Source organism: Pseudomonas sp. Lz4W, from assembly GCF_000346225.2.
Classification (GTDB): Bacteria; Pseudomonadota; Gammaproteobacteria; order Pseudomonadales; family Pseudomonadaceae; genus Aquipseudomonas; species Aquipseudomonas paraversuta.
The window spans coordinates 1,571,293-1,598,105 of the sequence record NZ_CP017432.1 but is presented as its reverse complement, the minus strand read 5'-3'; the positions used below and the strand labels follow the sequence as shown (position 1 = coordinate 1,598,105).

The window sequence follows — 26,813 nt, the reverse complement described above, 5'->3', positions numbered from 1 at the left end:
GCCCCGCCCCGTCACCGCCGCAGTGGTGAGCCCCATGAAAAATACCGTACTGCGCTTGAACGACATGCTGTATCGGGTCTGTATCGGGATCGCCGGTTTATCGGTGCTGACCATGACCCTGATCATTCCCTGGGGCATTTTTGCCCGCTATGTACTGGGCTCGGGCTCCAGCTGGCCAGAGCCCGTCGCCATCTTGTTGATGGTGGTTTTTACCTTCTTTGGCGCGGCCGCCAGTTACCGTGCCGGCGCGCACATGGCGGTGTCGATGGCGGTCGAACGGATGCCGCCAATGGTGCGCAAACAGGCCGCCTTGCTGGTGCAGCTGCTGATGGTGGTGGTCTGCCTGTTCATGGCCGTCAAGGGCTTCAAGCTGTGCGCCACCACCTGGAATCAATTCCTCGGCGAGATGCCGTCCTTGCGGGTCGGGATTTCCTATTTGCCGATTCCCATTGGCGGGCTGGTGACCCTGGTTTTTGTCCTGGAAAAACTCTTTCTGGGTGACCAGAGCCATCGCCGCGCGGTGCGGTTCGACATCGTAGAAGCCAGCGAAGAGGCCGTCTAAATGGATGCTTTGGTATTGTTGGGCAGTTTTATTGCGCTGATCCTTCTCGGTATGCCGGTGGCGTACGCCCTGGGCCTTTCGGCGCTGATTGGCGCATGGTGGATTGATATTCCGTTCGACGCGCTGATGATTCAGGTTGCCGGCGGCGTGAACAAATTCTCCCTGCTGGCGATTCCGTTCTTCGTTCTGGCGGGTGCGATCATGGCCGAGGGCGGCATGTCCCGCAGGCTGGTGGCGTTTGCCGGGGTGCTGGTAGGTTTCGTACGCGGTGGCCTGTCACTGGTCAATATCGTGGCCTCGACCTTCTTCGGGGCGATTTCCGGCTCTTCGGTGGCCGACACCGCCTCGGTGGGCTCAGTGCTGATTCCGGAAATGGAACGTGCCGGTTATCCCCGGGAGTTCTCCACGGCGGTCACCGTCAGCGGTTCGGTCCAGGCTTTGCTTACACCGCCGAGCCACAACTCGGTGCTGTACTCGCTGGCTGCGGGTGGCACGGTGTCGATCGCCTCGCTGTTCATGGCCGGGATCTTTCCGGGGCTGCTGCTTAGTGCCGTGATGATGGGGCTGTGCATGATCTTTGCGCGCAAGCGCAACTACCCCAAGGGTGAAGTGATTCCGCTGCGCCAGGCGCTGAAAATCGCCGGCGATGCGCTCTGGGGCCTGATGGCCATGGTCATCATCCTCGGCGGCATTCTGTCGGGTATTTTCACCGCCACCGAGTCCGCGGCCATCGCCGTGCTCTGGTCGTTCTTCGTCACCATGTTCATTTATCGCGACTACAAATGGCGCGACCTGCCCAAGCTGATGCACCGGGCGGTGCGCACTATTTCCATCGTGATGATCCTGATCGGTTTTGCTGCCAGCTTCGGCTACATCCTGACGCTGATGGAGATCCCGATGAAGATCACCACAGCGTTCCTGACGCTGTCGGATAACCGCTACGTGATCCTGATGTGCATCAACGTCATGTTGCTGCTGTTGGGCACGGTGATGGACATGGCGCCGCTGATTCTGATCCTGACCCCGATCCTGCTGCCGGTGATTATCGGGATCGGTGTCGACCCGGTGCACTTCGGCATGATCATGCTGGTCAATCTGGGGATCGGGCTGATTACCCCGCCGGTGGGTGCGGTCCTGTTCGTCGGTGCCGCCGTGGGCAAGGTCACGATCGAAAACACCGTCAAAGCCCTGCTGCCGTTCTATGCGGCCCTGCTGCTGGTGCTGATGCTGGTGACCTACGTTCCGGCCATCTCGCTGTGGCTGCCAAGCGTGGTGCTGTAACCCCCCCTCTGTAGGAGCGAGCTTGCTCGCGAGCGGTTTAAAAGCTCGTTCCTACGGGTTTTCAGCTTTATTTCCAGCCAAGGAGGCTGGTTACTCATGTCTGCTCCTGCTTTGTTTCCCCGTCATGTCGCGGTGTTGCTGCTGGTGTTGCTGGCCTGTGCATTTGCCGGTAATCACATCGCCGCGCGGATCGCCTTTGACCATGACACCGGCCTGCTGCTGGCGATTCTGTGCCGCGCCGGCGTGACCCTGCTGGTACTGACCGGCCTGGTGCTGTGGCAACGTGAACGCCCCCGGTTAACCCCCGCCCACTGGCGCTGGCAAGTGCTGCTGGGGGTGCTGATCGCGGCGCAAAGCTTCTTTATCTATTCCGCCGTGGCCCGCATCCCCGTGGCCCTGGCATTGCTGATCGCCAACGTGGCGCCGATCCTGCTGGTGCTGCTGACCTGGGCCCTGGGCGGCTCGGCCCCGACCCGGCGGGCAGCGGTATTGATGGGCGTGATCATGTTCGGGCTGGCGTTTGCCCTGGACGTCCCCGAGCGCCTGTCGAATCAAGGCACAACCGAAGCACAATGGCTGGAAGGCATTGCCTTCGGGTTCGCCGCAGCTTCTGTCTTTGCCTGCGCGCTGTGGATCACTGACCACAAGCTGTCGAGCGTGCGCGGCACGGTGCGCAGCATGCTGACGATGCTGATTGTATTCAGCGTCGCGGCAGTCGCCGGGGTCAGCGGTGTATTGCCGGGAGGCGTTTCACTGCCCGGCTCGTCAACCGGCTGGACCGCCCTTGCCTGCCTGGTGGCTCTTTATGGGCTAGGGTTCTGCCTGCTGTTTATTTGCCTGACCCGCCTGGACATGGCGCGTAATGCCCCGGTCATGAACGTTGAACCGGTGGCCAGCCTGCTGTTTGGCTGGCTGATTCTGGACCAGTTGCTCAGCAGCAGTCAGGTGATCGGTGGCCTGATCGTGGTCGCCGGTATTGTAATGCTGACGTGGCGGCGTGCCGCGTGATTGCTCAGTGGAGGTAGCGGCCATGCGGCCCGAGACGTTGATCCTGGAAGACGGCCTGACCCGGCTGACACTGGCGCCGATGATCGGTGCCAGCATTGTCAACTGGAGTGTCATCGCCAGCGGCCAGCCGCTGTTGCGCCCCAGTGCCGACACGGCATTGAACAGCGGTTTGCCGGGACGCCTAGCGTGCTATCCACTGGTGCCCTGGTCGAACCGCATCGGCGGTGGCGGTTTTGACGGCCCGCAGCACTGGTTTGTGCTGCAGCCCAACAGCCCCACCTCAGCCCTGCCCATCCATGGCAGTGGCTGGCAACAACCCTGGAGTGTGATTGAGCACACCGCGCAGCATGCCTGCCTGCGACTCGATAGCACTGTGCCCTTCGCCTACCACGCGCAGCTGCGTTACCGCCTGAGCGAAGGTCAATTGCGCATCGAACTGAGCGTTACCCATCAGGACGAGCGTGCCGCCTGGCATGGCCTGGGGCTGCATCCCTATTTCCCCCGCACTCCCCGCACCCGCTTACAGGCCCGCACTGCACAGATCTGGCTGTGCGATACCGACGGGCTGCCCACACACCTTGCGCCCTTGACGGCCGAACGGGATTTCAACCAGCTCGCCAGCCTGCCCGAGACAAGACTCGACAACTGTTTTACCGGCTGGGATGGCCATGGGCTGATCAGCCAGCCAGACCTGGGCTACGAGCTGGAGTGCCGGGCCACGGGTGCCCCGTACTGCCTGGTGTACTGCCCTGCCGGAGAGGATTTTTTCTGCTTCGAGCCGGTCAGCCACCCGGTCAATGCCCATCACCTGCCAGGTCGCCCGGGCTTGCATTTATTGCACAAGGGGCAATCGGCGGGGCTGGCTTTGAGCCTGGGTTACCGGCCGCTCCGAGGCGTTTTGTAGACCCAGATCAATAGTGCGGCATTCGGCCTGGTCTACCATCGCGCCCTTTTGCGAATGACCTGACCATGCCACTTGCACCGCCCGAACTCCTTGCCCCTGCCGGCACCCTGAAAAACATGCGCTACGCCTTCGCCTATGGCGCCGACGCGGTGTATGCCGGTCAGCCACGTTATAGCCTGCGGGTGCGCAACAACGAATTCGACCACGACAATCTGGCCATCGGTATCGCCGAAGCCCAGGCTCAGGGCAAGCGCTTTTACGTGGTGGTCAACATCGCCCCGCACAATGCCAAGCTGCGCACCTTCCTCAAAGACCTGGAGCCGGTGATTGCCATGGGCCCGGATGCGCTGATCATGTCCGATCCGGGCTTGATCATGCTGGTGCGCAAACACTTCCCGCACATGCCGATTCATTTGTCGGTACAAGCCAATACCGTGAACTGGGCCAGTGTCGAATTCTGGCACCAGCAGGGTTTGAGCCGGATCATTCTGTCGCGGGAACTGTCGCTGGAAGAAATCGAGGAAATCCGCCAGAAAGTACCCGCCATGGAACTGGAAATTTTCGTGCATGGCGCGCTGTGCATGGCCTACTCCGGCCGTTGCCTGCTGTCGGGGTACATGAACAAGCGTGATGCCAACCAGGGCAGTTGCACCAATGCCTGTCGCTGGAAGTACGAGGCAAAGCCGGCAACGGAAAACGAGCTGGGCAATGTGGTCAACATCGTTGAGCCAACCCTGGGCGTGGGAGCCCCCAGCGATGAAGTGTTCGTCCTGCACGAAGCCAGTCGCCCGGACGAACCGATGTCGGCGTTCGAGGATGAACACGGCACCTACATCATGAACTCCAAGGACTTGCGTGCGGTGCAACACGTTGCGCGCCTGACCGCGATGGGGGTGCACTCGCTGAAGATCGAAGGCCGTACCAAATCGCATTTCTACTGCGCACGGGCGACCCAGGTGTATCGCAAGGCGATTGATGATGCGGTGGCCGGTCGTGAATTTGACCACAGCCTGATGACCGATCTGGAGTCACTGGCGCAACGCGGTTACACCGAGGGCTTTTTGCGCCGCCATGTGCACGACGAGTATCAGAACTACCTGCATGGCAGCTCGCTGTCCCATCGCCAACAGTTTGTGGGCGAGCTCACGGGCGAGCGGCGCAACGGGCTGGCAGAAGTAAAAGTCAAAAACCGCTTCGCTTTGGGTGATCATCTGGAATTGATGACGCCCCGGGGCAACTATCACTTCGATCTTGACCATCTACACAACAGCGCCGGGTTGCCGATTCAGGTGGCACCGGGTGACGGCCACACCGTATACCTGCCGATTCCGGAGCAGGTGGATTTGAACTACGGGTTGTTGATGCGGGATTTGACCGTAAGCGAAACCATAGAGCGCACGGCATAGCCCCACCGATGACTTACAAACTTGAGGGGGCTGGCTTGCCAGCGATGCAGGCAACCGGCTGTATCTGCAGGATTGAGCCGAAACCATCGCCAGCAAGCTGGCTCCCACAGAACCCATACACCCTTGTGGGAGCTGGCTTGCCAGCGATGCCCGCAACCGACTGTATCTGCAGGATTGGGCCGAAGCCATCGCCAGCAAGCTGGCTCCCACAGAGCCCGGACCTGACACTTAAACCATTGTGGGAGCTGGCTTGCCAGCGATGCAGGCAACCGGTTGTATCTGAAGGATTGAGCCGAAGCCATCGCCAGCAAGCTGGCTCCCACAGGGCCCATACACCCTTGTGGGAGCTGGCTTGCCAGCGATGCAGGCAACCGACTGTATCTGCAGGATTGAGCCGAAGCCATCGCCAGCAAGCTGGCTCCCACAGAGCCCATACACCATTGTGAGAGCTGGCTTGCCAGCGATGCAGGCAACCGACTGTATCTGCAGGATTGGGCCGAAACCATCGCCAGCAAGCTGGCTCCCACAGGGCCCATACACAATTGTGGGAGCTGGCTTGCCAGCGATGCAGGCAACCGACTGTATCTGCAGGATTGGGCCGAAGCCATCGCCAGCAAGCTGGCTCCCACAGGGCCCATACACCCTTGTGGGAGCTGGCTTGCCAGCGATGCAGGCAACCGACTGTATCTGCAGCATTGGGCCGAAGCCATCGCCAGCAAGCTGGCTCCCACAGGGCCCATACACCCTTGTGGGAGCTGGCTTGCCAGCGATGCAGGCAACCGGCTGTATCTGCAGGATTAAACCGAAACCATCGCCAGTAAGCTGGCTCCCACAGGCCCCATACACCCTTGTGGGAGCTGGCTTGCCAGCGATGCAGGCAACCGACTGTATCTGCAGGATTGAGCCGAAGCCATCGCCAGCAAGCTGGCTCCCACAGGGCCCATACACCCTTGTGGGAGCTGGCTTGCCAGCGATGCAGACAACTGGCTGTATCTGCAGGATTGAACCGAAACCATCGCCAGCAAGCTGGCTCCCACAGGGCCCTTACACCCTTGTGGGAGCTGGCTTGCCAGCGATGCAGGCAACCGGCTGTATCTGCAGGATTGAGCCGAAATCATCGCCAGCAAGCTGGCTCCCACAGTGTGGTGTCAGTCCCTGAACACATCATCCAGCAGGTTGTGCATGGCGGTGAACGCCCGGTGCGCGGTTTTGGCGTCGTACATCATTTTGCCCGGCACGTTGGCATGGGGATCAGTAAAGGAGTGCACGGCGCCGCCATAGCTGGTCAATTGCCAGTCGATGCCGGCAGCGTTCATCTCGGCTTCGAAAGCCGGCAGTTGCTCCCGGGGTACCAGCGGGTCGGAAGCGCCATGCAGGACCAGCACTGATCCGGTAATGCTTCTGGCATCGATCGGGTTGGGCGTATCCAGGGTCCCGTGAAAAGATACGGCCGCTTTCAACGGCGCACCACTGCGCGCCAGTTCCAGCGAGCAGCAACCACCGAAACAGAAGCCAAAGGTCGCCAGCTTGCTGCTGTCGACCACTGCCAGGCCCTGGTTTTTCAGCACGTCATAGGCTGCCCACATGCGCTTGCGCAACAAGGCGCGGTCGTTCTTGAGCGGCATCATCGCCGCGCCCGCCTCGTCGCCATTGGCGGGGCGTGTAGCCTGGCCGTAGAGGTCGGCGATCAACACCACATAGCCCTGCTCTGCCACCGACTTGGCGATCTCTTCGGCGCCCTCGCTGATGCCCATCCAGTTCGGTGCCATCAACAACCCCGGCAGCGGGTCTTCTCGACTCGGGTCAAAGGCCAGGCGGCCTTCGTATGGCAGGCCGTCGATTTGATAGGCAACGGAACTGACCGAAATAGATTTCATTAAAAACTCCTGAATTCGAAACAAAAAAAACCCGCCGAAGCGGGTTTTTTATAGCTCAGTTACACCGACAACTCTACTAACAGTTTGTTTAGACGACGGACATAAGCTGCCGGGTCTTTCAAACTGTCACCGGCCGCCAGGGCTGCCTGATCGAAGAGGATGTGCGACAGGTCGCCAAAACGCTCTTCGCTCGGCTCCGCATCGAGTTTCTCGATCAGCGGGTGAGCCGGGTTGAACTCGAAGATCGGCTTCGATTCCGGCACTTTCTGCCCGCTGGCTTCCAGGATCTGGCGCATTTGCATGCCCAGGTCCTGCTCACCGATGGCCAGAATGGCAGGTGAATCGGTCAGACGGTGCGATACCCGCACTTCGCTGACGCTTTCGCCCAGCGCTGCCTTGATGCGCTCAACCAGGCCTTCTTTGGACTTGGCGACTTCTTCTGCGGCTTTCTTGTCCTCTTCCGAGTCCAGGTTGCCCAGATCGAGATCACCGCGTGCCACGTCGACAAAGCTCTTGCCGTCGAAATCGCTGAGGTAGCTCATCAGCCACTCGTCGATACGATCGGTCAACAGCAGCACTTCGATGCCTTTCTTGCGGAAGACTTCAAGGTGCGGGCTGTTTTTGACCTGGGCGTAAGTGTCGCCGGTCAGGTAGTAAATCTTGTCCTGACCTTCTTTGGCACGGGCCAGGTAGTCGGCCAGAGCAACATTCTGTTCGCCGTCGTCACCGTGGGTCGAAGCAAAGCGCAACAGACCGGCGATTTTTTCCTTGTTGGCGGAATCTTCAGCCGGGCCTTCTTTCATCACCTGGCCAAAGTTTTTCCAGAAGCCCTGATATTTCTCAGGCTCGTTCTTCGCCAGTTTTTCCAGCATGTCGAGCACACGCTTGGTAAGCGCCGATTTCATGGAGTCGATGATCGGGTCTTTCTGCAGGATTTCCCGCGACACGTTCAGCGACAGGTCATTGGAATCGATCACACCTTTGATGAAGCGCAGGTACAACGGCAGGAACGACTCTGCCTGATCCATCACGAACACACGCTGTACGTACAGCTTCAGGCCTTTCGGGGCTTCACGCTGATACAGGTCGAACGGAGCACGGGCCGGCACGTAGAGCAGCGAGCTGTATTCCAGCTTGCCTTCAACCTTGTTGTGGCTCCAGGCCAGCGGGTTCTCGTAGTCGTGGGCAATGTGCTTGTAGAACTCCTGGTATTCCTCGTCCTTGACTTCAGTACGAGGACGGGTCCACAGAGCGCTGGCGCGGTTGACGGTTTCCCATTCCAGTGCCGGTGCTTCTTCGCCTTCTGCGACGGTCTGCTCTTTAGGCAGCTCGATTGGCAGGGCGATATGGTCGGAATACTTTTTGATGATGTTGCGCAGGCGCCAGCCGTCAGCGAACTCTTCTTCGCCTTTCTTCAGGTGCAGCACGATTTTGGTACCGCGATCGGCTTTCTCGACGGTTGCTACTTCAAACTCGCCCTCGCCTTTGGAGGACCAATGCACGCCTTCGCTTGCAGGAGTGCCGGCACGGCGGCTGAAGACATCGACCTTGTCAGCCACGATAAAGGCCGAATAGAAGCCCACACCGAATTGACCGATCAGATGCGAATCTTTTTTCTGGTCGCCCGACAGGTTTTTCATGAAATCGGCGGTGCCGGACTTGGCGATCGTACCCAGATGGGTGATCACGTCATCGCGGTTCATGCCAATACCGTTGTCTTCGAGAGTGACGGTATTAGCGTCCTTGTCGAAGCTGACACGGATTTTCAGATCAGTACCGCCTTCCAGCAGTTCAGGCTTGGAAAGCGCTTCAAAACGTAATTTGTCGACAGCATCAGAGGCGTTCGAGATCAATTCGCGAAGGAAAATTTCCTTGTTGGAGTACAGCGAATGGATCATGAGGTGTAGCAGTTGCTTGACCTCGGTCTGGAAGCCCAGGGTTTCTTTTTGAGTTTCCACGCTCATTGTTATCAAACTCCGATTAGATGGCATGAGCCACGCCCGAGAGGGTTGGCGGCGGGATGTCATGAAAGTTGGGGGCTAAGGTTTAAATTTCAAGGCCTGTACTCTCAATGCCTCGCTTTTACCGCGCGCAGGCTGTGTTTAAGCCGTCGTTTATATATATGAACCGCCATGGAACTTAAGCGCACAGCACGTGCTCAAACGCCCAGTAGATCTACTCATAAGGAGAAACACCCCATGCGTAATACTTTCGCTGTTGCTTTGATGCTGGCTGCCACCCTCGGTCTCGCGGCCTGCGACAAGAAATCCGAAGATAAAGCCCAAGAGGCGGCTCAGCACACCGAGCAATCCCAGGAAAAAATGAACGAAGCCCAAGACAAAGTGAACGATGCAGCCAAAGAGAACGCTGAAGCGGCTAAAGCTCAGGCCGAGTCCAATGAAGCGGCTGCCAAAGAAGCTGCTCCGGCTGCACCTGTAGCAACTCCAGAAAGCAAGTAATCTGCTTTTGTGAGCGGCACCACAAAGCCTGCCTAGTGCAGGCTTTGTTGCATCTGGAGATCAACAAATCAAACCGGCAATGTTCAACTCAGGGTTTAAAAGTTCGACCATAAAAAAAGCCCTGCATCCATTGGATGCAGGGCTTTTTGATTGACTCAAAGCGCGCTTTTGGCGTGCCCGGTCATTACGCGATAGCTTCTTGACGCTTACCCAGCATACGGTCGCAAATCACTGCAGCCAGCAAGATCACCAGGCTCGGCACCAACCACGCCAGCCCCTGATTGCTGAATGGCATGTTGGCCAGCTGGGCAGGAATCCACTCACCCAGACCTGCGCCTTTCAGCGCATCGATAGTGCCGAAGATAAACGACACCAGCATCACCGGGCCAACAATCCGTGCCTGCGCATGCCACAAGCCTTTGCAGAAGCTCAAGGCCACAAGGACGATGCATGGCGGGTAGATTGCCGTCAGCAGCGGGATCGAGAAGGCGATCAACTTGGTCAGACCAAGGTTGGAGACGAACAGCGAGAATACGGCGAGGATGACCACCAGTGTCTTGTAGGACAGCGGCAGTATCTTGCTGAAGTATTCCGCGCAGGCACAGGTCAGGCCAACGGCAGTAACCAGGCACGCCAGGGCAATCAATACGGCCAGGAAACCGCTGCCCAGCGAACCGAAGGTGTGCTGAACATAGGCGTGCAGTACGGCTGCGCCGTTGGTTGCACCGGCGGCCACTTCATGGCTGCCCGCACCCAGACGGAACAGGCTGACGTATACCAGCGCCAGACCGACACCGGCGATCAGGCCGGCAATGATTGCGTACCGGGTAATCAGTTTTGGCGATTCGACACCGCGGGAACGGATTGCGTTGACGATCACGATGCCGAACACCAGTGCGCCGAGGGTATCCATGGTCAGGTAGCCATTGATAAAGCCCTGGGAGAACGGTGCTGCCACGTATTCCGGGGTCGCAACGCCAATATCACCGGCAGGCAAGGCAAAGGCTGCAATGCCGAGGATCGCCAGGGCAATGATTTTCAGCGGCGCCAGGAAGCGGCCAACGGTATCCAGCAAGCGGCCCGGATACAACGACACGAAGAACACGATCAGGAAGTACACCGAGCTGTACAAAAACAGCGCCAGCGGGCTTTCACCGGTCAAAGGGGCCAGGCCGACCTCAAAGGATACGGTGGCTGTACGCGGGGTGGCGAACAGCGGACCGACAGCCAGGTAGCAAACAGCTGCAAGTATGCCGCCAGCCAGTTTGCCGATCGGGCTGCTCAGTGCATCCATGCCGCCGCCGACTTTAGCCAGCGCAATGACGGTAACCACCGGCAGGCCGACAGCAGTAATCAGGAAACCCAGTGCAGCCATCCAGACGTGAGGTCCGGACTGCAGGCCAACGATAGGTGGAAAAATGATATTGCCAGCCCCGACAAACAGGGCAAATGTCATAAACCCAAGTGCCAGAATGTCCTGGCCTTTCAAAACTTTCATTACGGAAATACCACACTACTGAATCGGAATTTAGAGGGGAATTTCCCGTGCGGATGTGGGAAATGCTGTCAGCCTGAATAAGGCCGACCCGTCTAGCGCGCGGCTTCCTTTTGGGATGCATACGCAGAAATGCAGAGTTGGCGGCAAGGTTACCGATTTTTTCCATGGCGCGCACTGTTACAGGGCGCACTGTCCGATGAACGAACGCAGTTGTCGCTTAAATGACATCGAAAATCGTTTTGATGTGATTTTCTTATTCGTAAATAGGATTTCTCCTAAAGTTATTATAACTATTGGAGCAAGTTTGCTCGCGCGCACCCGGCATCAAGCCAGCTTGCAGCACCACTCGCTGTTTAATTCCCCAAACGCACAAAGGCCACCCGAAGGTGGCCTTTGCCTGGTGTAACTATCAGTTAAGCGCGAGGCTTACTTGATTGCCCAGCCAGTCAGCTCGGACAGAGCCTTGCCGATGTCTGCCAGCGAACGCACGGTTTTAACGCCTGCGTCTTCCAGAGCAGCAAACTTCTCGTCTGCAGTACCCTTGCCGCCAGAGATGATTGCACCAGCATGGCCCATGCGCTTGCCAGCAGGGGCAGTCACACCAGCGATGTAGGAAACAACCGGCTTGGTCACGTGTGCCTTGATGTAGGCAGCCGCTTCTTCTTCAGCCGAACCGCCGATCTCACCGATCATTACGATCGCTTCGGTCTTCGGGTCTTCCTGGAACAACTTCAGGATGTCGATGAAGTTGGAGCCCGGGATCGGGTCACCACCGATACCAACGCAAGTCGACTGACCGAAACCGGCGTCAGTAGTTTGCTTGACAGCTTCGTAAGTCAGGGTGCCGGAACGCGACACGATGCCTACTTTGCCTGGCAAGTGAATGTGACCTGGCATGATGCCGATCTTGCATTCGCCTGGAGTGATAACGCCAGGGCAGTTAGGGCCGATCAGGACTACGCCCAGTTCGTCGCACTTAACTTTAGCGTCAAGCATGTCCAGGGTAGGAATGCCTTCAGTGATGCAAACGATCAGCTTGATGCCGCCGAACGCTGCTTCAAGGATGGAATCCTTGCAGAAAGGAGCCGGAACGTAGATCACGCTGGCGGTTGCGCCAGTGGCTGCTACAGCTTCTTTCACGGTGTTGAACACTGGCAGACCCAGGTGCTCGGTGCCGCCTTTACCAGGAGTTACGCCACCAACCATCTTGGTGCCGTATTCGATGGCTTGCTGGGTGTGGAAGCTACCTTGCGAACCGGTAATACCCTGGCAGATAACTTTGGTGTCTTTATTGATCAGGACGCTCATTACTTGCCCTCCGCAGCTTTAACAACTTGTTGAGCAGCGTCGGTCAAGCTGGTAGCAGCGATGATGTTCAAGCCGCTTTCTGCCAGTACTTTAGCGCCCAGTTCAGCGTTGTTGCCTTCAAGGCGAACAACCACCGGGATTTTCACGCCGACTTCTTTCACTGCACCGATGATGCCTTCGGCAATCATGTCGCAACGAACGATGCCGCCGAAGATGTTGACCAGTACTGCAGCGACATTGCTGTCGGACAGGATGATCTTGAACGCTTCAGTTACGCGTTCTTTGGTTGCGCCGCCACCAACGTCAAGGAAGTTGGCTGGCTTGCCGCCATGCAGGTTGACGATGTCCATGGTACCCATGGCCAGGCCAGCACCGTTGACCATGCAACCGATGTTGCCTTCCAGTGCCACGTAGTTCAGTTCGAACTTGGCAGCGTGCGCTTCGCGCGGATCGTCTTGCGACGGATCGTGGAAAGTTTTCAGCTTAGGCTGACGATACATGGCGTTGGCGTCGATGTTGATTTTCGCATCGAGGCAGTGCAGATCGCCGTCAGTCTTGATTACCAGCGGGTTCACTTCCAGCAGGGCCAGATCGTGATCCTTGAACAGCTTGGCCAGACCTACGAAGATCTTGGCGAACTGAGCAACTTGCTTGCCTTCCAGACCCAGCTGGAATGCCAACTCGCGACCCTGGAATGGCTGTGCGCCAACCAGTGGATCGATAGTAGCTTTCAGAATTTTTTCTGGAGTGTCGTGAGCGATTTTCTCGATGTCCACGCCACCTTCGGTGGAAGCCATGAACACGATGCGGCGGCTCGAACGGTCAACGACAGCGCCCAGGTACAGCTCTTTAGCGATATCAGTGCACGATTCAACCAGGATCTTGGTGACCGGCTGACCATTGGCATCAGTCTGGTAAGTCACCAGACGCTTGCCCAACCACTGTTGTGCGAATGCTTTAGCGTCTTCTTTGCTGCGAACCAGCTTAACGCCGCCCGCTTTACCGCGACCACCTGCGTGAACCTGGGCTTTGACAACCCATTCAGTCCCGCCGATTTTATCGCAAGCTTCTGCGGCTGCTTCCGGGGTATCTACTGCATAACCCTTGGATACTGGCAGGCCGTATTCAGCGAACAGCTGCTTACCCTGATACTCGTGAAGATTCATGCTTTTTACCGTCTTCGTTAGGTACTGCGCATTCGGCGCTGCACTTGGATTAGTGCCGCACCACCTGTGACTGCTGCTTGTGCTGCCCGGACCAGCCCGACTCCCGCGTGGGCGAGGTCGGATCTGGCTCAAGCGACATAAGACTGCGTCCGGCGGAAGTTCCGCGGTGAGGCTTGCGTGCAAGGCTCACGACGGGCAAACCGCCGTGGTTTCTTATTGTCTGGTATTAACGTTTTTTGCGGTTGGCAATGTGGATGGCGCCGCCATTCACTGCCAGTGCTGCTTCGTGCAACGCTTCGGACAGGGTCGGATGGGAGAAAACCATCATGCCCAGGTCCTCGGCGCTGGTGCCGAATTCCATACCGATCGCGCCCTGCTGAACCAGTTCTGCAGCGCTCGGGCCAATCACGTGGACGCCCAGTACGCGGTCAGTTTTGGCATCAGCAATGACTTTGACAAAGCCACCGGTGTCGTTTGCTGCCATGGCACGGCCACTGGCTGCGAACGGGAAGGTGCCGACGTTAACTTCAACGCCTTCAGCTTTCAAGGCCTGTTCGGTTTTACCGACCCACGCGATCTCCGGGTGAGTGTAAATAACCGATGGAATCAGGTCGTAGTTCATCTCGGTCTTGTGACCCTTGATGCGCTCGACAACCATGATGCCTTCTTCAGAAGCCTTGTGTGCCAGCATCATGCCGCGAACCACGTCACCGATGGCGAATACGCCCGGAACGCTGGTGGCGCAATGATCGTCAACAAACACGAAACCGCGCTCGTCAATGGTCACACCGCTGTCAGCTGCCAGCAACTCGGTGGTCACCGGACGGCGACCAACGGCTACGATCAGCTTGTCGAAGGTGATGGTCTGTTCGCCGTTGGCGTCGGTGTAGGTCACAACGACTTCTTCGCCGTTAACCTTGGAACCGGTAACGCGAGCGCCCAGCTTGATGTCCAGACCTTGTTTGGTCAGGGTTTTGTAGGCTTCTTTGGACACGGCAGCGTCGGCAGCCATCAGGAACGTGTCCAGGGCTTCCAGAACAGTTACCTGAGCGCCCAGACGGGACCATACCGAACCCAGCTCCAGACCGATTACGCCAGCGCCGATAACGCCAAGACGCTTGGGTACGGACTGGAATTCCAGTGCGCCGGTGGAATCAACGATGATGTTGTTGTCTACCGGTGCCGGCGGAATGTCGATCGGACGCGAACCCGAAGCCAGAATCACGTTCTCGGCTTCGATGATTTCAACGCTGCCGTCCGGCTTGGTCAGTTCAACTTTCTTGCCGGCCAGCAGTTTGCCGTGGCCTTGCAGGGAAGTCACACCGTTGGCCTTGAACAAGGTAGCAACGCCGGAAGTCAGACCTTTAACGATGTTGGCCTTGCGGCCGATCATCGCTGCAACGTCCATCTTCACTTCACCGGTGGTGATGCCGTGGATGGCAAAAGCATCCTTGGCTTCGTGATACTTCCAGGTGCTGTCCAGCAGCGCCTTGGATGGAATGCAACCGACGTTCAGGCAAGTACCGCCCAGTGCCAGTTTGCCTTCCTTGTCGGTGTACTTTTCGATGCAAGCAGTCGAAAGACCCAGTTGCGCGGCCTTGATGGCGGCAACGTAGCCGCCGGGGCCCGCACCAATCACTACAACGTCAAATTTCTGTGTCATAAAAGGTTCCCTTTTAGCAACAAGCTACAAGCCGCAAGCTGCAAGTTTGAAGCCCGTCAGCTATTAAGCTTGAGGCTTGGCGCTTGCAGCTTGCCGCTGCTATTTAGATATCCAGCAGCAGACGCGCTGGATCTTCCAGCAGGTTTTTGATTGCTACCAGGAAACTTACAGCTTCTTTGCCATCGATCAAGCGGTGATCGTAGGACAGAGCCAAATACATCATCGGGCGGATTACAACCTGACCGTTGATTGCCATTGGACGCTGAAGGATGTTGTGCATGCCCAGGATTGCGGCTTGCGGCGGGTTAACGATCGGGGTCGACATCATCGAACCGAAAGTACCACCGTTGGTGATGGTGAAAGTACCACCGGTCATTTCGTCCATCGACAGCTTGCCGTCACGGGCTTTTTTACCGTAAGCGGCGATGCCGCCTTCGATTTCGGCCAGGCTCATCAGTTCGGCGTTACGCAGAACCGGTACCACCAGACCACGGTCGCTGGAAACAGCAACACCGATGTCGGCGTAGCCGTGGTAAACGATGTCGGAGCCGTCGATCGAAGCGTTAACAGCCGGGAAGCGTTTCAGCGCTTCGGTGGTTGCTTTCACGAAGAACGACATGAAGCCCAGGCGTACGCCGTTGTGGGACTTCTCGAACAGGTCCTTGTACTTCGAACGCAGTGCCATGACTTCGGTCATGTCCACTTCGTTGAAAGTAGTCAGCATCGCCATGTTCGATTGCGCTTCTACCAGGCGCTTGGCCACGGTAGCGCGAACGCGGGTCATCGGAACACGCTTCTCGACACGGTCGCCCGCAGCCAGAACAGGAGCAGCCGGTGCAGCAGCGGCTTTGGCCGGAGCAGCAGCCGGAGCGGCCTTCTTGGCAGCAACAGCAGCTACCACGTCTTCCTTGGTCACACGACCGCCTTTGCCAGTACCGGCAACGGAAGCGATGTTGATGCCGTTTTCTTCAGCGATCTTGCGAGCAGCCGGAGCTGCAACAGGATCGTCTTCGCCTTCGCCGGCAGGAGCAGCAGCCTGAGCGGCAGGTGCAGCAGCAGCGGCTGGCGCGGCAGCAGCAGCGCCGCCTTCAACGATGGAGCCCAGGACTTCGTCGGACAGAACGGTGTCGCCTTCGTTCTTGACGATGGCGCCCAGAACGCCGTCAGCTGTAGCCAGTACTTCCAGCACAACCTTGTCAGTTTCGATGTCAACAATCAGGTCGTCGCGCTTTACAGCGTCGCCTGGTTGTTTGTGCCAGGTGGCAACGGTGCCATCGGCAACCGATTCCGGAAAAGTAGGGGCTTTAATCTCGATAGCCATGTTCGTGGTTCCTTAAATTCGGTTTCAGTGCGCGAAGGCGTTAAACAGTAAACGCGTCTTGCAACAGTTTTGCCTGTTGCTCGGCGTGCATCGATGCATAACCACAAGCAGGTGCAGCAGAAGCGTCACGGCCCGCGTACTCAAGTACGAGAGATTTATCGTGACCGCCAATGATGCGGCGCATGTGATGCTGGCTGCAGTACCAGGCACCCTGGTTCATCGGCTCTTCCTGACACCAGACAATGTGTTTGGCGTTTTTGTACGGAGCCAGGACTTCAATCAAGTCGTCCTCAGGGAACGGGTACAGCTGCTCAAGACGCACGATGGCGATGTCATCACGACCTTCGGCACGGCGTTTTTCCAACAGGTCGTAGTAGACCTTGCCGCTACACAGCACGATGCGACCGACTTTCGCCGGATCCTGTGCATCGATCTCCGGAATAACGGTCTGGAACGAACCTTCGGCCAGATCTTCCAGGGTCGAGACTGCCAATTTGTGACGCAGCAACGACTTGGGTGTCAGGACGATCAGCGGCTTGCGCAGCGGACGGATAACCTGACGGCGCAGCAGGTGGTAAATCTGCGCTGGAGTCGTTGGTACGCACACCTGAATGTTGTGCTCGGCACACAATTGCAGGTAACGCTCAAGACGTGCGGAGGAGTGCTCCGGGCCCTGACCTTCGTAACCGTGTGGCAGCAACATGGTCAGACCGCACAGACGGCCCCACTTGTGCTCACCGCTGGTGATGAACTGGTCAATTACAACCTGGGCGCCGTTGGCGAAATCGCCGAACTGGGCTTCCCAGATAACCAGAGCATCCGGCGTGGTGGTCGAATAACCGTATTCGAACGCCAGTACAGCCTCTTCAGACAGCAACGAGTCGTACAGGTCAAAACGTGGCTGACCCTGGTACAGGTGCTGCAGCGGGATGTAGGTGCCAGCATCTTTCTGGTTGTGCAACACGGCGTGACGGTGCGAGAACGTACCGCGGCCGATGTCCTGACCGGTCATGCGAATCGGGTGACCTTCGAACGCCAGGGTCGCGTATGCCATGGTTTCGGCATAACCCCAGTTGATCGGCAGGCCGCCGGCTTGCATTTTTTGACGATCTTCGTAGATCTTCGACACCTGACGCTGAACCACGAAGCCTTCTGGGATTTCCAGCAGCTTGGCCGACAGTTCTTGCAGGGTTTTCAGATCAAAACGCGTGTCGTGACGCGCAGTCCAGGCGTGGCCCAGGTACGGACGCCAGTCAACGAACAGCTCTTTGTTCGGCTCTTTGACCAGACTTTTCACAACATGCAGACCGTTGTCCAGCGCGTTGCGATATTCGTCGATCTTGGACTGAACGCGCTCTGCGTCAACCACGTTTTCCTGAGTCAGACGCTCGGCATACAGTTCACGGGTAGTGCGCTGCTTGGCGATCTGCTGATACATCAACGGCTGAGTGCCGTTTGGCTCGTCGGCCTCGTTGTGACCGCGACGGCGGTAGCAGAACAGGTCGATCACGACGTCACGCTTGAACTGCATGCGGTAGTCGATTGCCAGCTGGGTCACGAACAATACGGCTTCCGGATCATCACCATTTACATGGAGGATCGGCGCCTGGATCATTTTCGCGACGTCAGTGCAGTACTCGGTAGAGCGCGAGTCTTCAGGGTTGCTGATGGTGAAGCCAACCTGGTTGTTGATCACCAGGTGAACCGTACCGCCAGTCTTGAAGCCGCGGGTCTGCGACATCTGGAAGGTTTCCATGACCACGCCCTGACCTGCGAATGCAGCATCACCGTGGATGGAAATCGGCAGCACTTTTTCGCCGGTCTTGTCGTTACGACGATCCTGGCGTGCACGTACCGAACCTTCAACCACTGGAGAAACGATTTCCAGGTGGGAAGGGTTGAACGCCATCGCCAGGTGGACTTCGCCACCGGAGGTCATGACGTTGGAGGAGAAGCCCTGGTGGTATTTAACGTCACCGGAACCCAGCTCGATTTTCTTCTTGCCTTCAAACTCGTCGAACAGGTCGCGCGGGTTTTTACCGAAGGTGTTGACCAGAACGTTCAGACGGCCACGGTGGGCCATGCCGATAACGATTTCTTTGGTGCCGTAGTTGCCCGAACGCTGGATCAGCTCGTCCAGCAAAGGAATCAGGCTCTCGCCGCCTTCCAGGCCAAAACGCTTGGTGCCCGGGTACTTGGTGCCCAGGTACTTTTCCAGGCCTTCAGCAGCAGTCACGCGCTCAAGCAAATGGCCCTTGATCTCTGCCGAGTAGGTTGGACGGCCACGTACGCTTTCGAGGCGCTGTTCAAACCAGTGGCGCTGCTCGGAATCGACGATGTGCGTGAACTCGGCGCCAATGGTGCGGCAATATGTCTGCTGCAAAGCTTCGAGAATTTCGCGTAGGCTCGCTTCCTCTTTGCCGATATACAGGTCGCCGGCACGGAAGGTCGTATCAAGATCGGCATTGGTCAAGCCGTAATGATTGATCGACAGGTCTGCAGGTGCAGGACGCTGCCACAGCCCCAGCGGATCAAGCTGGGCTGCCTGGTGGCCGCGCATCCGATAGGCCTGGATCAATCGCAGCACTTCAACTTGCTTCTTCTCATGCTCACTGCTCACGCTCCCGGCAGAAACCGGTTGGGCGCGGCGCTGGTTCTTTGCCAGCAGCACGAAATGGTCGCGGATTGTAGAGTGCGAAACATCGTTGGCAGAGTTGCCGTCATTGGGCAACGTCTGAAAGTAGGTGCGCCATTCTTCTGGCACAGCGTTAGGGTCGTGCAGGTAGAGCTCATAGAGCTCTTCCACATAGGCAGCGTTACCACCTGAAAGATAGCCGCTGTTCCACATGCGCTGCATCACGCTTTCTTGCATGCTTGGTCACCCTCGGTTAGGGGACACCATCGACGAGAACACCAGAGCACGCTTGAGAAAGTCCGAATACAGCGACTAAAACAAGCCACTTAGGATCACGCTGATAGTCCGGGTACCAGCCCGGATGCCCCTGCTGGTCTCATTTCTTCAAAATAAGAGCCGCAGCTTTTTGAGCTGTTGCTCAGGTTAAAACTACGGCGCCGGTTGAAGCCTGCGCCGTAGCATCTACGGTTACAGCGATCCTGCAGTACAGCTTTGAATCACACGCCGCTCTGCAGCAGCATGCTACGCACGTGACCAATGGCCTTAGTCGGGTTCAGGCCCTTCGGACACACGTTTACGCAGTTCATGATCCCGCGGCAGCGGAATACGCTGAACGGGTCATCCAGTGAAGCCAGACGCTCGCTGGTCTTGGTGTCACGGCTGTCAGCCAGGAAACGGTAGGCTTGCAGCAGTGCAGCAGGGCCCAGGAACTTGTCCGGGTTCCACCAGAAGGACGGGCACGAAGTCGAGCAGCAAGCGCACAGGATGCACTCGTACAGACCGTCGAGCTTCTCGCGCTCTTCCGGAGACTGCAGACGCTCAATGGCCGGGGCCGGAGTATCGTTCTGCAGGAACGGCTTCACCTTCTCGTATTGCTTGTAGAAGATGCTCATATCGACGACCAGGTCACGGATAACCGGCAAACCTGGCAGAGGACGAACGATCAACTTGTTACCTTTTACGACAGCAGACAGCGGCGTAACGCAAGCCAGTGCGTTTTTGCCGTTGATGTTCATGCCGTCGGAGCCGCAAACGCCCTCACGGCACGAGCGACGATAGGAAAAACCTTCGTCCTGCTCTTTGATCAAGGCCAGCACGTCCAGCACCATCAGGTCTTTACCGTTGGTATTGACCTGGAATTCCTGCATGAACGGCGCGGCGTCTTGATCCGGGTTGTAGCGATAAACACTGACTTTCAACATATCGGCCACCCTTAGTAAGTCCGAATCATAGGTTCAAAGGTCGGAACGGTTTTCGGCGAGAAGTTCACCGCACGTTTGGCTACGCGCTTTTCACCCGGGAAGTACAGGGTGTGGCACAGCCAGTTAACGTCGTCACGATCTTCGAAATCTTCACGGGCGTGAGCACCGCGCGACTCTTTACGAACTTCAGCAGCGATTGCAGTCGCTTCAGCCACTTCGAGCAGGTTTTGCAGCTCAAGGGCTTCGATACGAGCAGTGTTGAACGCCTGGCTCTTATCGTTGATTTTCACGTTGGCAATACGCGCGCGCAGATCAGCCAGCTGGGCAATACCCTTCTGCATGTATTCGCCAGTACGGAATACACCGAAGTAGTTCTGCATGCAGCTTTGCAGTTCTTTACGCAGGGTAGCGACGTCTTCGCCGTCGGTACGCGAGTTCAGGCCATCCAGACGTGCCAGGGCAGCATCGATGTCGGACTGACGCGGACGGGCGTAATCAACGCCTTCTTTCAGGGTCTGCTCAAGGAACAGGCCGGCAGCACGACCGAATACCACCAGGTCGAGCAACGAGTTGCCGCCCAGACGGTTGGCACCGTGAACCGATACGCAAGCCACTTCACCCACTGCAAACAGGCCAGGGATGATCTGGTCGACGCCTTCAGCGTCCTGGGTAATAGCCTGACCATGAATGTTGGTGGCAACGCCGCCCATCATATAGTGGCAGGTAGGAACTACCGGGATCGGCGCTACGGCAGGATCGACGTGAGCGAAGGTCTTGGACAGCTCCATGATGCCTGGCAGACGGCTGTGCAGAACTTCCTCACCCAGGTGATCGAGTTTCAGCATTACGTGGTCGCCATCCGGACCGCAACCGTTGCCCGCGATGATTTCCTTAACCATCGAGCGTGCTACAACGTCACGACCTGCAAGGTCTTTGGCGTTCGGAGCATAACGCTCCATGAAACGCTCACCGTGCTTGTTGATCAGGTATCCACCTTCACCACGGCAACCTTCTGTAACCAGTACACCGGCGCCGGCAATGCCGGTCGGGTGGAACTGCCACATTTCGATGTCCTGTACCGGTACGCCTGCACGCAGCGCCATGCCGATACCGTCACCAGTGTTGATCAGGGCGTTGGTAGTAGAGGAGTAGATACGGCCTGCACCGCCAGTGGCCAATACGGTCGCGTTAGCGCGGACGTAAGAGGTTTCACCAGTTTCGATGCAGATCACGATCATGCCTACAAAGGCACCATCTTCGTTCTTGACCAGATCGACACCGTAGTATTCGTTAAGGAATACAGTGCCGGCCTTCAGGTTGGCCTGGTACAGGGTGTGCAACAGCGCGTGACCGGTACGGTCGGCTGCAGCGCAGGTACGGGCAGCCTGGCCGCCTTTACCGAAGTCCTTGGACTGACCGCCGAAAGGACGCTGATAGATACGGCCCTGTTCGGTACGGGAGAACGGCAGACCCATGTGTTCCAGCTCGAAAACGGCTTCCGGGCCTACGGAACACATGTACTCGATAGCGTCCTGGTCACCGATATAGTCGGAGCCCTTGACGGTATCGTACATGTGCCAGCGCCAGTCATCGTTTGGATCCGCAGACGCGATCGCGCAGGTAATGCCACCCTGTGCCGATACGGTGTGGGAACGAGTCGGGAAAACCTTGGTGATTACGGCAGTCTTGTGACCGCCTTGCGCCAGCTGCAGAGCAGCGCGCATGCCTGCACCGCCGCCGCCAATGATAATGGCGTCGAACGAGAGTGTATTAACTGTGTTAGCCATGAATCAGATACCCCAAAGAATCTGCACACCCCAGACGAAGTAAGCGAACATTGCAACGCCGCAGACTGCCTGGAAGAGGAAACGTACTGCTGTCGCGGACTTGCCCAGTGCCATTGGCGTCAGGTAGTCGGTCGCGATGGTCCACATGCCTACCCAGGCGTGTGCGCCCAGTGCAACAAGGGCCAGCAGGCTGAAGATACGCATCCAGTTGCTTGCGAACAGCTCATGCCATTGGGCGTAGCCAATGCCAGGGTTCGCAACGAGGTATCCGATCAGGAAGATGAAATAAGCCGCTAGAACAACCGCAGACACACGCTGTGCCATCCAGTCATAGAGGCCCGAACGCGACAGGTTCGTAACGCTGGTTACCATATCCAAACTCCCGCCAGAACAATCATCACTACAGAAATGACGATTACGATTTTCGAGCCCAGTCGGCCGCCTTCAAGCGTCTCACCGATGCCCATGTCCATGATCAAGTGGCGCACACCGGCAACCAGGTGATACAGCAAGGCAGAGAGCAGGCCCCACGCAACGAATTTGGCCAGCGGGCTGGTCAAGCATGCCTTCACCTCGGCAAAACCTTCTTCGGAACCCAGGGATTTGCTCAATGCATAAAGCATGAAGCCCAGGCCGAGAAAAAGAATGATGCCCGATACACGGTGCAGAAATGACGTAACGCCGGTGATGGGGAGTTTGATGGTCCTTAGGTCTAGGTTTACAGGTCGTTGGCTATTCACGGCTTTTTTCACACTGAAGAGCCCCTAACAATCAGGGCAAGTTTGTTGGGATGTGCACTGGTCAGGTACCCACCACCCGGGAGTGACGACCCCCATCTAAACAGGCCCAAAAGCCCCTGGCGGTCGGCTGCCGAGTATAGACAGTTAGGTCACTAATGACAACGCAATCACCTTCCCCTAATAGCGCATTGCGCTTCGGGCATAAAAGGCGTAAACGGCAGGGATATTCGCTAAAAATCGCGGTTCAAAGCCTTGCACAGCAAGACTTTAGGCAAATTGACATTCGAATTTATCTCACTATAGTGGTGCGGGCCCTGCGTGGGGGGTCTGTCTGATGATTTCAAGCATAAATAGGAGGCCACATGGCTGACAAAAAAGCGCAGTTGATCATCGAGGGCGCAGCCCCCGTCGAGCTGCCCATTTTAACTGGCACCGTGGGTCCCGATGTAATCGATGTGCGAGGCCTTACGGCCACGGGCCGGTTCACATTTGACCCTGGCTTTATGTCGACCGCATCTTGCGAGTCGAAGATCACCTATATTGATGGTGACAACGGTATCCTGCTGCACCGCGGCTACCCGATTGAACAGCTGGCCGAACACTCTGACTATCTTGAAACCGCTTACCTGCTGCTGAACGGCGAACTGCCGACCGCAGAGCAGAAGGCTCAATTTGTCAGCACCGTGAAGAACCACACCATGGTTCACGAGCAGTTGAAGACCTTCTTCAACGGCTTCCGTCGTGACGCCCACCCGATGGCGGTCATGTGCGGTGTAGTCGGCGCCCTCTCGGCCTTCTACCACGACTCCCTGGACATCAATAACCCGCAGCATCGTGAAATCTCCGCGATCCGTCTGGTTGCCAAGATGCCTACCCTGGCAGCGATGGTTTACAAGTACTCCATGGGTCAACCCATGATGTACCCGCGTAACGACCTGACCTACGCCGAAAACTTCCTGCACATGATGTTCAACACGCCGTGCGAGATCAAACCGATCAGCCCGGTACTGGCCAAGGCAATGGATAAGATCTTTATCCTGCACGCTGACCACGAACAGAATGCTTCGACCTCCACCGTACGCCTGGCAGGTTCTTCGGGTGCCAACCCGTTCGCCTGTATCGCTGCCGGTATCGCTGCACTGTGGGGCCCTGCCCACGGCGGCGCCAACGAAGCCGTGCTGACCATGCTCGACGAAATTGGCGATGTGTCCAACATCGACAAATTCATCGCCAAGGCCAAGGACAAGAACGATCCGTTCAAACTGATGGGCTTCGGTCACCGGGTTTACAAAAACCGCGACCCGCGCGCCACGGTCATGAAAAAGACCTGCGACGAAGTACTCAAAGAGCTGGGCATCAAGAACGATCCGCAACTCGAACTGGCCATGCGCCTGGAAGAGATCGCCCTGACCGACCCGTACTTCATCGAACGCTCGCTGTACCCGAACGTCGACTTCTACTCGGGGATCATCCTCAAGGCGATCGGCATTCCAACCAGCATGTTCACCGTGATCTTCGCCCTGTCGCGTACAGTTGGCTGGATCTCGCACTGGAAAGAAATGCTCTCCAGCCCGTACAAGATTGGCCGCCCGCGCCAGCTGTACACCGGCTACGAGCAGCGTGACCTCACCAAGCTGGAAGACCGCAAGTAAGGCCTGTCCCACGATAGCGTCCTGATTGCAGCCAATACGGCCCCTGCCTCTTGATAAGAGCAGGGGCCGTATTAGTTTGGGCCGAATGTAACTGCCTGCCTGCAGGAGCGAGCTTGCTCGCGAGCTCTTGAAGCGCCGACCAACAGCCCTCGCCTACGCATCACTGAACAGCGACACAAACAAAAATCCCCCGGTCTTGCGACAGGGGGATTTTTTACATCTGCCGTTTATAGCGGATCAATGATCCACCGCCCCGCTCGCCCCCAGACCGGTCTGAGACCGTACAAATTGCGGGAAGAACAGTGCACGCTCCTTCTCTGCCGCCTTGGACTTGTCGGTGATGGAGAAGAACCAGATACCCGCGAACGCGATGATCATCGAGAACAACGCCGGGTACTCGTAAGGGAAGATGGCTTTTTCATGATGCAGGATCTGCACCCAAATGGTCGGACCCAGAATCATCAGGCCAACAGCACTGACCAGCCCCATCCAGCCGCCAATCATTGCACCGCGGGTGGTCAGGTTTTTCCAGTACATGGAAAGCAGCAGTACCGGGAAGTTACAACTGGCAGCGATGGAGAATGCCAGGCCCACCATGAACGCGATGTTCTGGCTTTCGAACAAAATACCCAAGCCAATCGCCAGCACGCCGAGGATTACGGTAGTGATTTTCGAAACGCGGATTTCATCCTTGTCGTTGGCTTTGCCTTTCTTGATCACACTGGCATACAGGTCATGGGACACCGCCGAAGCACCTGCCAGGGTCAAGCCCGCAACCACAGCCAGGATGGTGGCAAAGGCCACTGCCGAGATAAAGCCCAGGAAGATACTGCCGCCCACTGCATCGGCCAGATGCACGGCCGCCATGTTGTTGCCGCCCAGCAAGGCACCGGCCGCGTCCTTGAAGGCAGGGTTGGTGCTCACCAGCAGAATCGCGCCGAAGCCGATAATGAACGTCAGGATATAGAAGTAGCCGATAAAGCCGGTCGCGTAGAGCACGCTTTTACGGGCTTCCTTCGCATCACTGACGGTGAAGAAGCGCATCAGGATATGGGGCAGACCTGCAGTACCGAACATCAGCGCCAACCCGAGGGAGAATGCCGAAATCGGATCCGTCACCAAGCCACCGGGGCTCATGATCGCCTCGCCTTTAGGGTGAACCTTGACGGCTTCGGCAAACAGCGAGTTGAAGTCAAAGTTAACGTGCTTCATCACCATTACGGCCATGAACGTTGCACCCGACAACAGCAGAACTGCCTTGATGATCTGTACCCAGGTGGTCGCCAGCATGCCGCCGAACAACACGTACAGGCACATCAGGATGCCAACCAGAATCACCGCAACGTGGTAGTCCAGACCGAACAGCAACTGAATCAGCTTGCCCGCCCCCACCATTTGCGCAATCAGATAAAACGCCACCACCACCAGCGAGCCACAGGCCGACAGGGAGCGAATCTGGGCCTGGCCCAATCGATAGGAGGCCACATCGGCAAAGGTGTATTTGCCCAGGTTACGCAGACGCTCCGCAATCAGGAACAGAATGATTGGCCAACCCACAAGGAAGCCGATGGAATAGATCAGACCGTCGTAGCCAGAGGTGTAAACCAGCGCGGAAATACCCAGAAAGGAGGCCGCAGACATATAGTCGCCTGCAATCGCCAGGCCGTTCTGGAAACCGGTGATTTTGCCACCGGCAGCATAATAGTCCGCTGCCGATTTATTGCGCTTGGAAGCCCAATAAGTAATGCATAGCGTTGCCCCGACAAACAGGACAAACATAATGATCGCCGAAATATTCAGCGGCTGTTTTTGAACTTCCCCGGTCAAGGCTTCGGCTGCCCAGACGCCAGGGGCCAGGGCAGCAACGCCCAGTGTTGCCAGTAGACGCCCGATCATTGCCCCGCCTCCTTGAGAATTGCATTGTTCAGGTCATCAAATTCGCCATTGGCCCGGTGCACATAGATGCCAGTCAGAATAAAAGCCGAAACAATCAGCCCCACACCGATAGGTATCCCCCAGGTGATGGACGAACCGGGGCTTAGTTTGGCCCCCATGATGTGTGACCCATAAGCAATCAACAGGATAAAGATGGCGTACAACCCGAGCATGATTGCCGAGAGTATCCAGGCGAAGCGTTCTCTTTTTCTAACCAGCTCCTTGAAGAGCGGACTGTTTTGAATAGAGAGGTAAATGCTGTCGTTCATTATTTTTGTCCTCGCAGCACAGATGAGATGGAACGTTTTCACTATTAGGGGGCTTCAAATTCAATTCCAGACGACTTTAGTAGTAGAGCGCCAGATTCGCTCAAGGCCCCGGTTTCTCTAGTCTGCAAGGACGATGTGCA

The 26,813-nt window shown here is 57.2% G+C and carries 21 protein-coding genes; 7 read left to right on the top strand and 14 right to left on the bottom strand.

Features of this window, described 5'->3' with window-relative positions:
• Positions 1-34 precede the first annotated feature (34 nt).
• The 5 genes from B195_RS07650 to yegQ all read left to right on the top strand — a co-directional run bounded on the left by B195_RS07650 (position 35) and on the right by yegQ (position 5,161).
• On the top strand, positions 35-562 hold the full coding sequence (locus B195_RS07650; RefSeq protein WP_003446944.1) for a TRAP transporter small permease: 528 nt from the start codon (positions 35-37) through the stop codon (positions 560-562).
• The gene (locus B195_RS07645) at positions 563-1,843 is read left to right on the top strand and encodes a TRAP transporter large permease (protein ID WP_003446942.1); all 1,281 of its coding nucleotides are present in this window, start codon (positions 563-565) and stop codon (positions 1,841-1,843) included.
• Positions 1,844-1,939: 96 nt separating this feature from the next.
• Positions 1,940-2,851 (top strand): DMT family transporter, encoded by a 912-nt coding sequence (locus tag B195_RS07640; RefSeq protein WP_003446941.1) that lies wholly within the window; start codon positions 1,940-1,942, stop codon positions 2,849-2,851.
• Positions 2,852-2,873: 22 nt separating this feature from the next.
• Positions 2,874-3,755, top strand: a complete 882-nt coding sequence (locus B195_RS07635) for an aldose 1-epimerase (protein ID WP_003446939.1) — start codon at positions 2,874-2,876, stop codon at positions 3,753-3,755.
• A 65-nt stretch (positions 3,756-3,820) separates the two neighbouring features.
• Positions 3,821-5,161, top strand: coding sequence for a tRNA 5-hydroxyuridine modification protein YegQ (gene yegQ / locus B195_RS07630; RefSeq protein WP_003446937.1), 1,341 nt, complete (start codon positions 3,821-3,823; stop codon positions 5,159-5,161).
• Positions 5,162-6,309: 1,148 nt separating this feature from the next.
• Here the strand turns inward: yegQ and B195_RS07620 are convergent.
• Positions 6,310-7,038: a dienelactone hydrolase family protein gene (locus B195_RS07620; protein ID WP_003446930.1), complete on the bottom strand. Its 729-nt coding sequence runs from the start codon at positions 7,036-7,038 to the stop codon at positions 6,310-6,312.
• Between the two features lie 59 nt (positions 7,039-7,097).
• A complete protein-coding gene (htpG, locus tag B195_RS07615; RefSeq protein ID WP_003446928.1) occupies positions 7,098-9,002 on the bottom strand; it encodes a molecular chaperone HtpG in 1,905 nt (634 codons plus the stop codon).
• A gap of 234 nt (positions 9,003-9,236) precedes the next feature.
• On the opposite strand from htpG, the gene B195_RS07610 reads away from it, so the two are divergent.
• Positions 9,237-9,497 (top strand): hypothetical protein, encoded by a 261-nt coding sequence (locus B195_RS07610; protein WP_003446926.1) that lies wholly within the window; start codon positions 9,237-9,239, stop codon positions 9,495-9,497.
• Between the two features lie 184 nt (positions 9,498-9,681).
• On the opposite strand, the gene brnQ is transcribed toward B195_RS07610, so the two are convergent.
• From brnQ to sdhC, 10 genes are all read right to left on the bottom strand, one after another.
• Complete coding sequence (gene brnQ / locus B195_RS07605) at positions 9,682-10,995, bottom strand: branched-chain amino acid transport system II carrier protein (RefSeq protein WP_003446924.1); 1,314 nt, start codon at positions 10,993-10,995, stop codon at positions 9,682-9,684.
• Positions 10,996-11,421: 426 nt separating this feature from the next.
• A complete protein-coding gene (gene sucD / locus B195_RS07600) occupies positions 11,422-12,303 on the bottom strand; it encodes a succinate--CoA ligase subunit alpha (protein WP_003446921.1) in 882 nt (293 codons plus the stop codon).
• Positions 12,303-13,469, bottom strand: coding sequence for an ADP-forming succinate--CoA ligase subunit beta (gene sucC / locus B195_RS07595; RefSeq protein WP_003446919.1), 1,167 nt, complete (start codon positions 13,467-13,469; stop codon positions 12,303-12,305). The genes sucD and sucC overlap by 1 nt, the downstream gene beginning before the upstream one ends.
• A 226-nt stretch (positions 13,470-13,695) precedes the next feature.
• Positions 13,696-15,132 carry a dihydrolipoyl dehydrogenase gene (lpdA, locus tag B195_RS07590; RefSeq protein WP_003446917.1) on the bottom strand — a complete coding sequence of 479 codons (1,437 nt, stop codon included), beginning with the start codon at positions 15,130-15,132 and terminating at the stop codon, positions 13,696-13,698.
• Between the two features lie 103 nt (positions 15,133-15,235).
• On the bottom strand, positions 15,236-16,453 hold the full coding sequence (gene odhB, locus B195_RS07585) for a 2-oxoglutarate dehydrogenase complex dihydrolipoyllysine-residue succinyltransferase (RefSeq protein WP_003446915.1): 1,218 nt from the start codon (positions 16,451-16,453) through the stop codon (positions 15,236-15,238).
• A 40-nt stretch (positions 16,454-16,493) separates the two neighbouring features.
• Complete coding sequence (locus B195_RS07580; protein ID WP_003446913.1) at positions 16,494-19,325, bottom strand: 2-oxoglutarate dehydrogenase E1 component; 2,832 nt, start codon at positions 19,323-19,325, stop codon at positions 16,494-16,496.
• 260 nt (positions 19,326-19,585) lie between these two features.
• Positions 19,586-20,290 carry a succinate dehydrogenase iron-sulfur subunit gene (locus B195_RS07575; RefSeq protein ID WP_003446911.1) on the bottom strand — a complete coding sequence of 235 codons (705 nt, stop codon included), beginning with the start codon at positions 20,288-20,290 and terminating at the stop codon, positions 19,586-19,588.
• Between the two features lie 11 nt (positions 20,291-20,301).
• The gene (gene sdhA / locus B195_RS07570) at positions 20,302-22,077 is read right to left on the bottom strand and encodes a succinate dehydrogenase flavoprotein subunit (protein ID WP_003446909.1); all 1,776 of its coding nucleotides are present in this window, start codon (positions 22,075-22,077) and stop codon (positions 20,302-20,304) included.
• A gap of 3 nt (positions 22,078-22,080) precedes the next feature.
• Positions 22,081-22,449 carry a succinate dehydrogenase, hydrophobic membrane anchor protein gene (sdhD, locus tag B195_RS07565; protein WP_003446906.1) on the bottom strand — a complete coding sequence of 123 codons (369 nt, stop codon included), beginning with the start codon at positions 22,447-22,449 and terminating at the stop codon, positions 22,081-22,083.
• Positions 22,443-22,829, bottom strand: coding sequence for a succinate dehydrogenase, cytochrome b556 subunit (gene sdhC / locus B195_RS07560; protein ID WP_085985560.1), 387 nt, complete (start codon positions 22,827-22,829; stop codon positions 22,443-22,445). The genes sdhD and sdhC overlap by 7 nt, the downstream gene beginning before the upstream one ends.
• A gap of 350 nt (positions 22,830-23,179) precedes the next feature.
• On the opposite strand from sdhC, the gene gltA reads away from it, so the two are divergent.
• The gene (gene gltA / locus B195_RS07555) at positions 23,180-24,469 is read left to right on the top strand and encodes a citrate synthase (RefSeq protein ID WP_003446901.1); all 1,290 of its coding nucleotides are present in this window, start codon (positions 23,180-23,182) and stop codon (positions 24,467-24,469) included.
• A 237-nt stretch (positions 24,470-24,706) separates the two neighbouring features.
• Here gltA and B195_RS07550 read toward each other — a convergent pair whose 3' ends face one another.
• Together B195_RS07550 and B195_RS07545 are read right to left on the bottom strand one after the other, a co-directional pair.
• Complete coding sequence (locus B195_RS07550) at positions 24,707-26,365, bottom strand: cation acetate symporter (RefSeq protein ID WP_003446898.1); 1,659 nt, start codon at positions 26,363-26,365, stop codon at positions 24,707-24,709.
• On the bottom strand, positions 26,362-26,673 hold the full coding sequence (locus tag B195_RS07545; RefSeq protein ID WP_003446897.1) for a DUF485 domain-containing protein: 312 nt from the start codon (positions 26,671-26,673) through the stop codon (positions 26,362-26,364). Before B195_RS07545 ends, B195_RS07550 begins: the two co-directional genes overlap by 4 nt.
• Positions 26,674-26,813 lie beyond the last annotated feature (140 nt).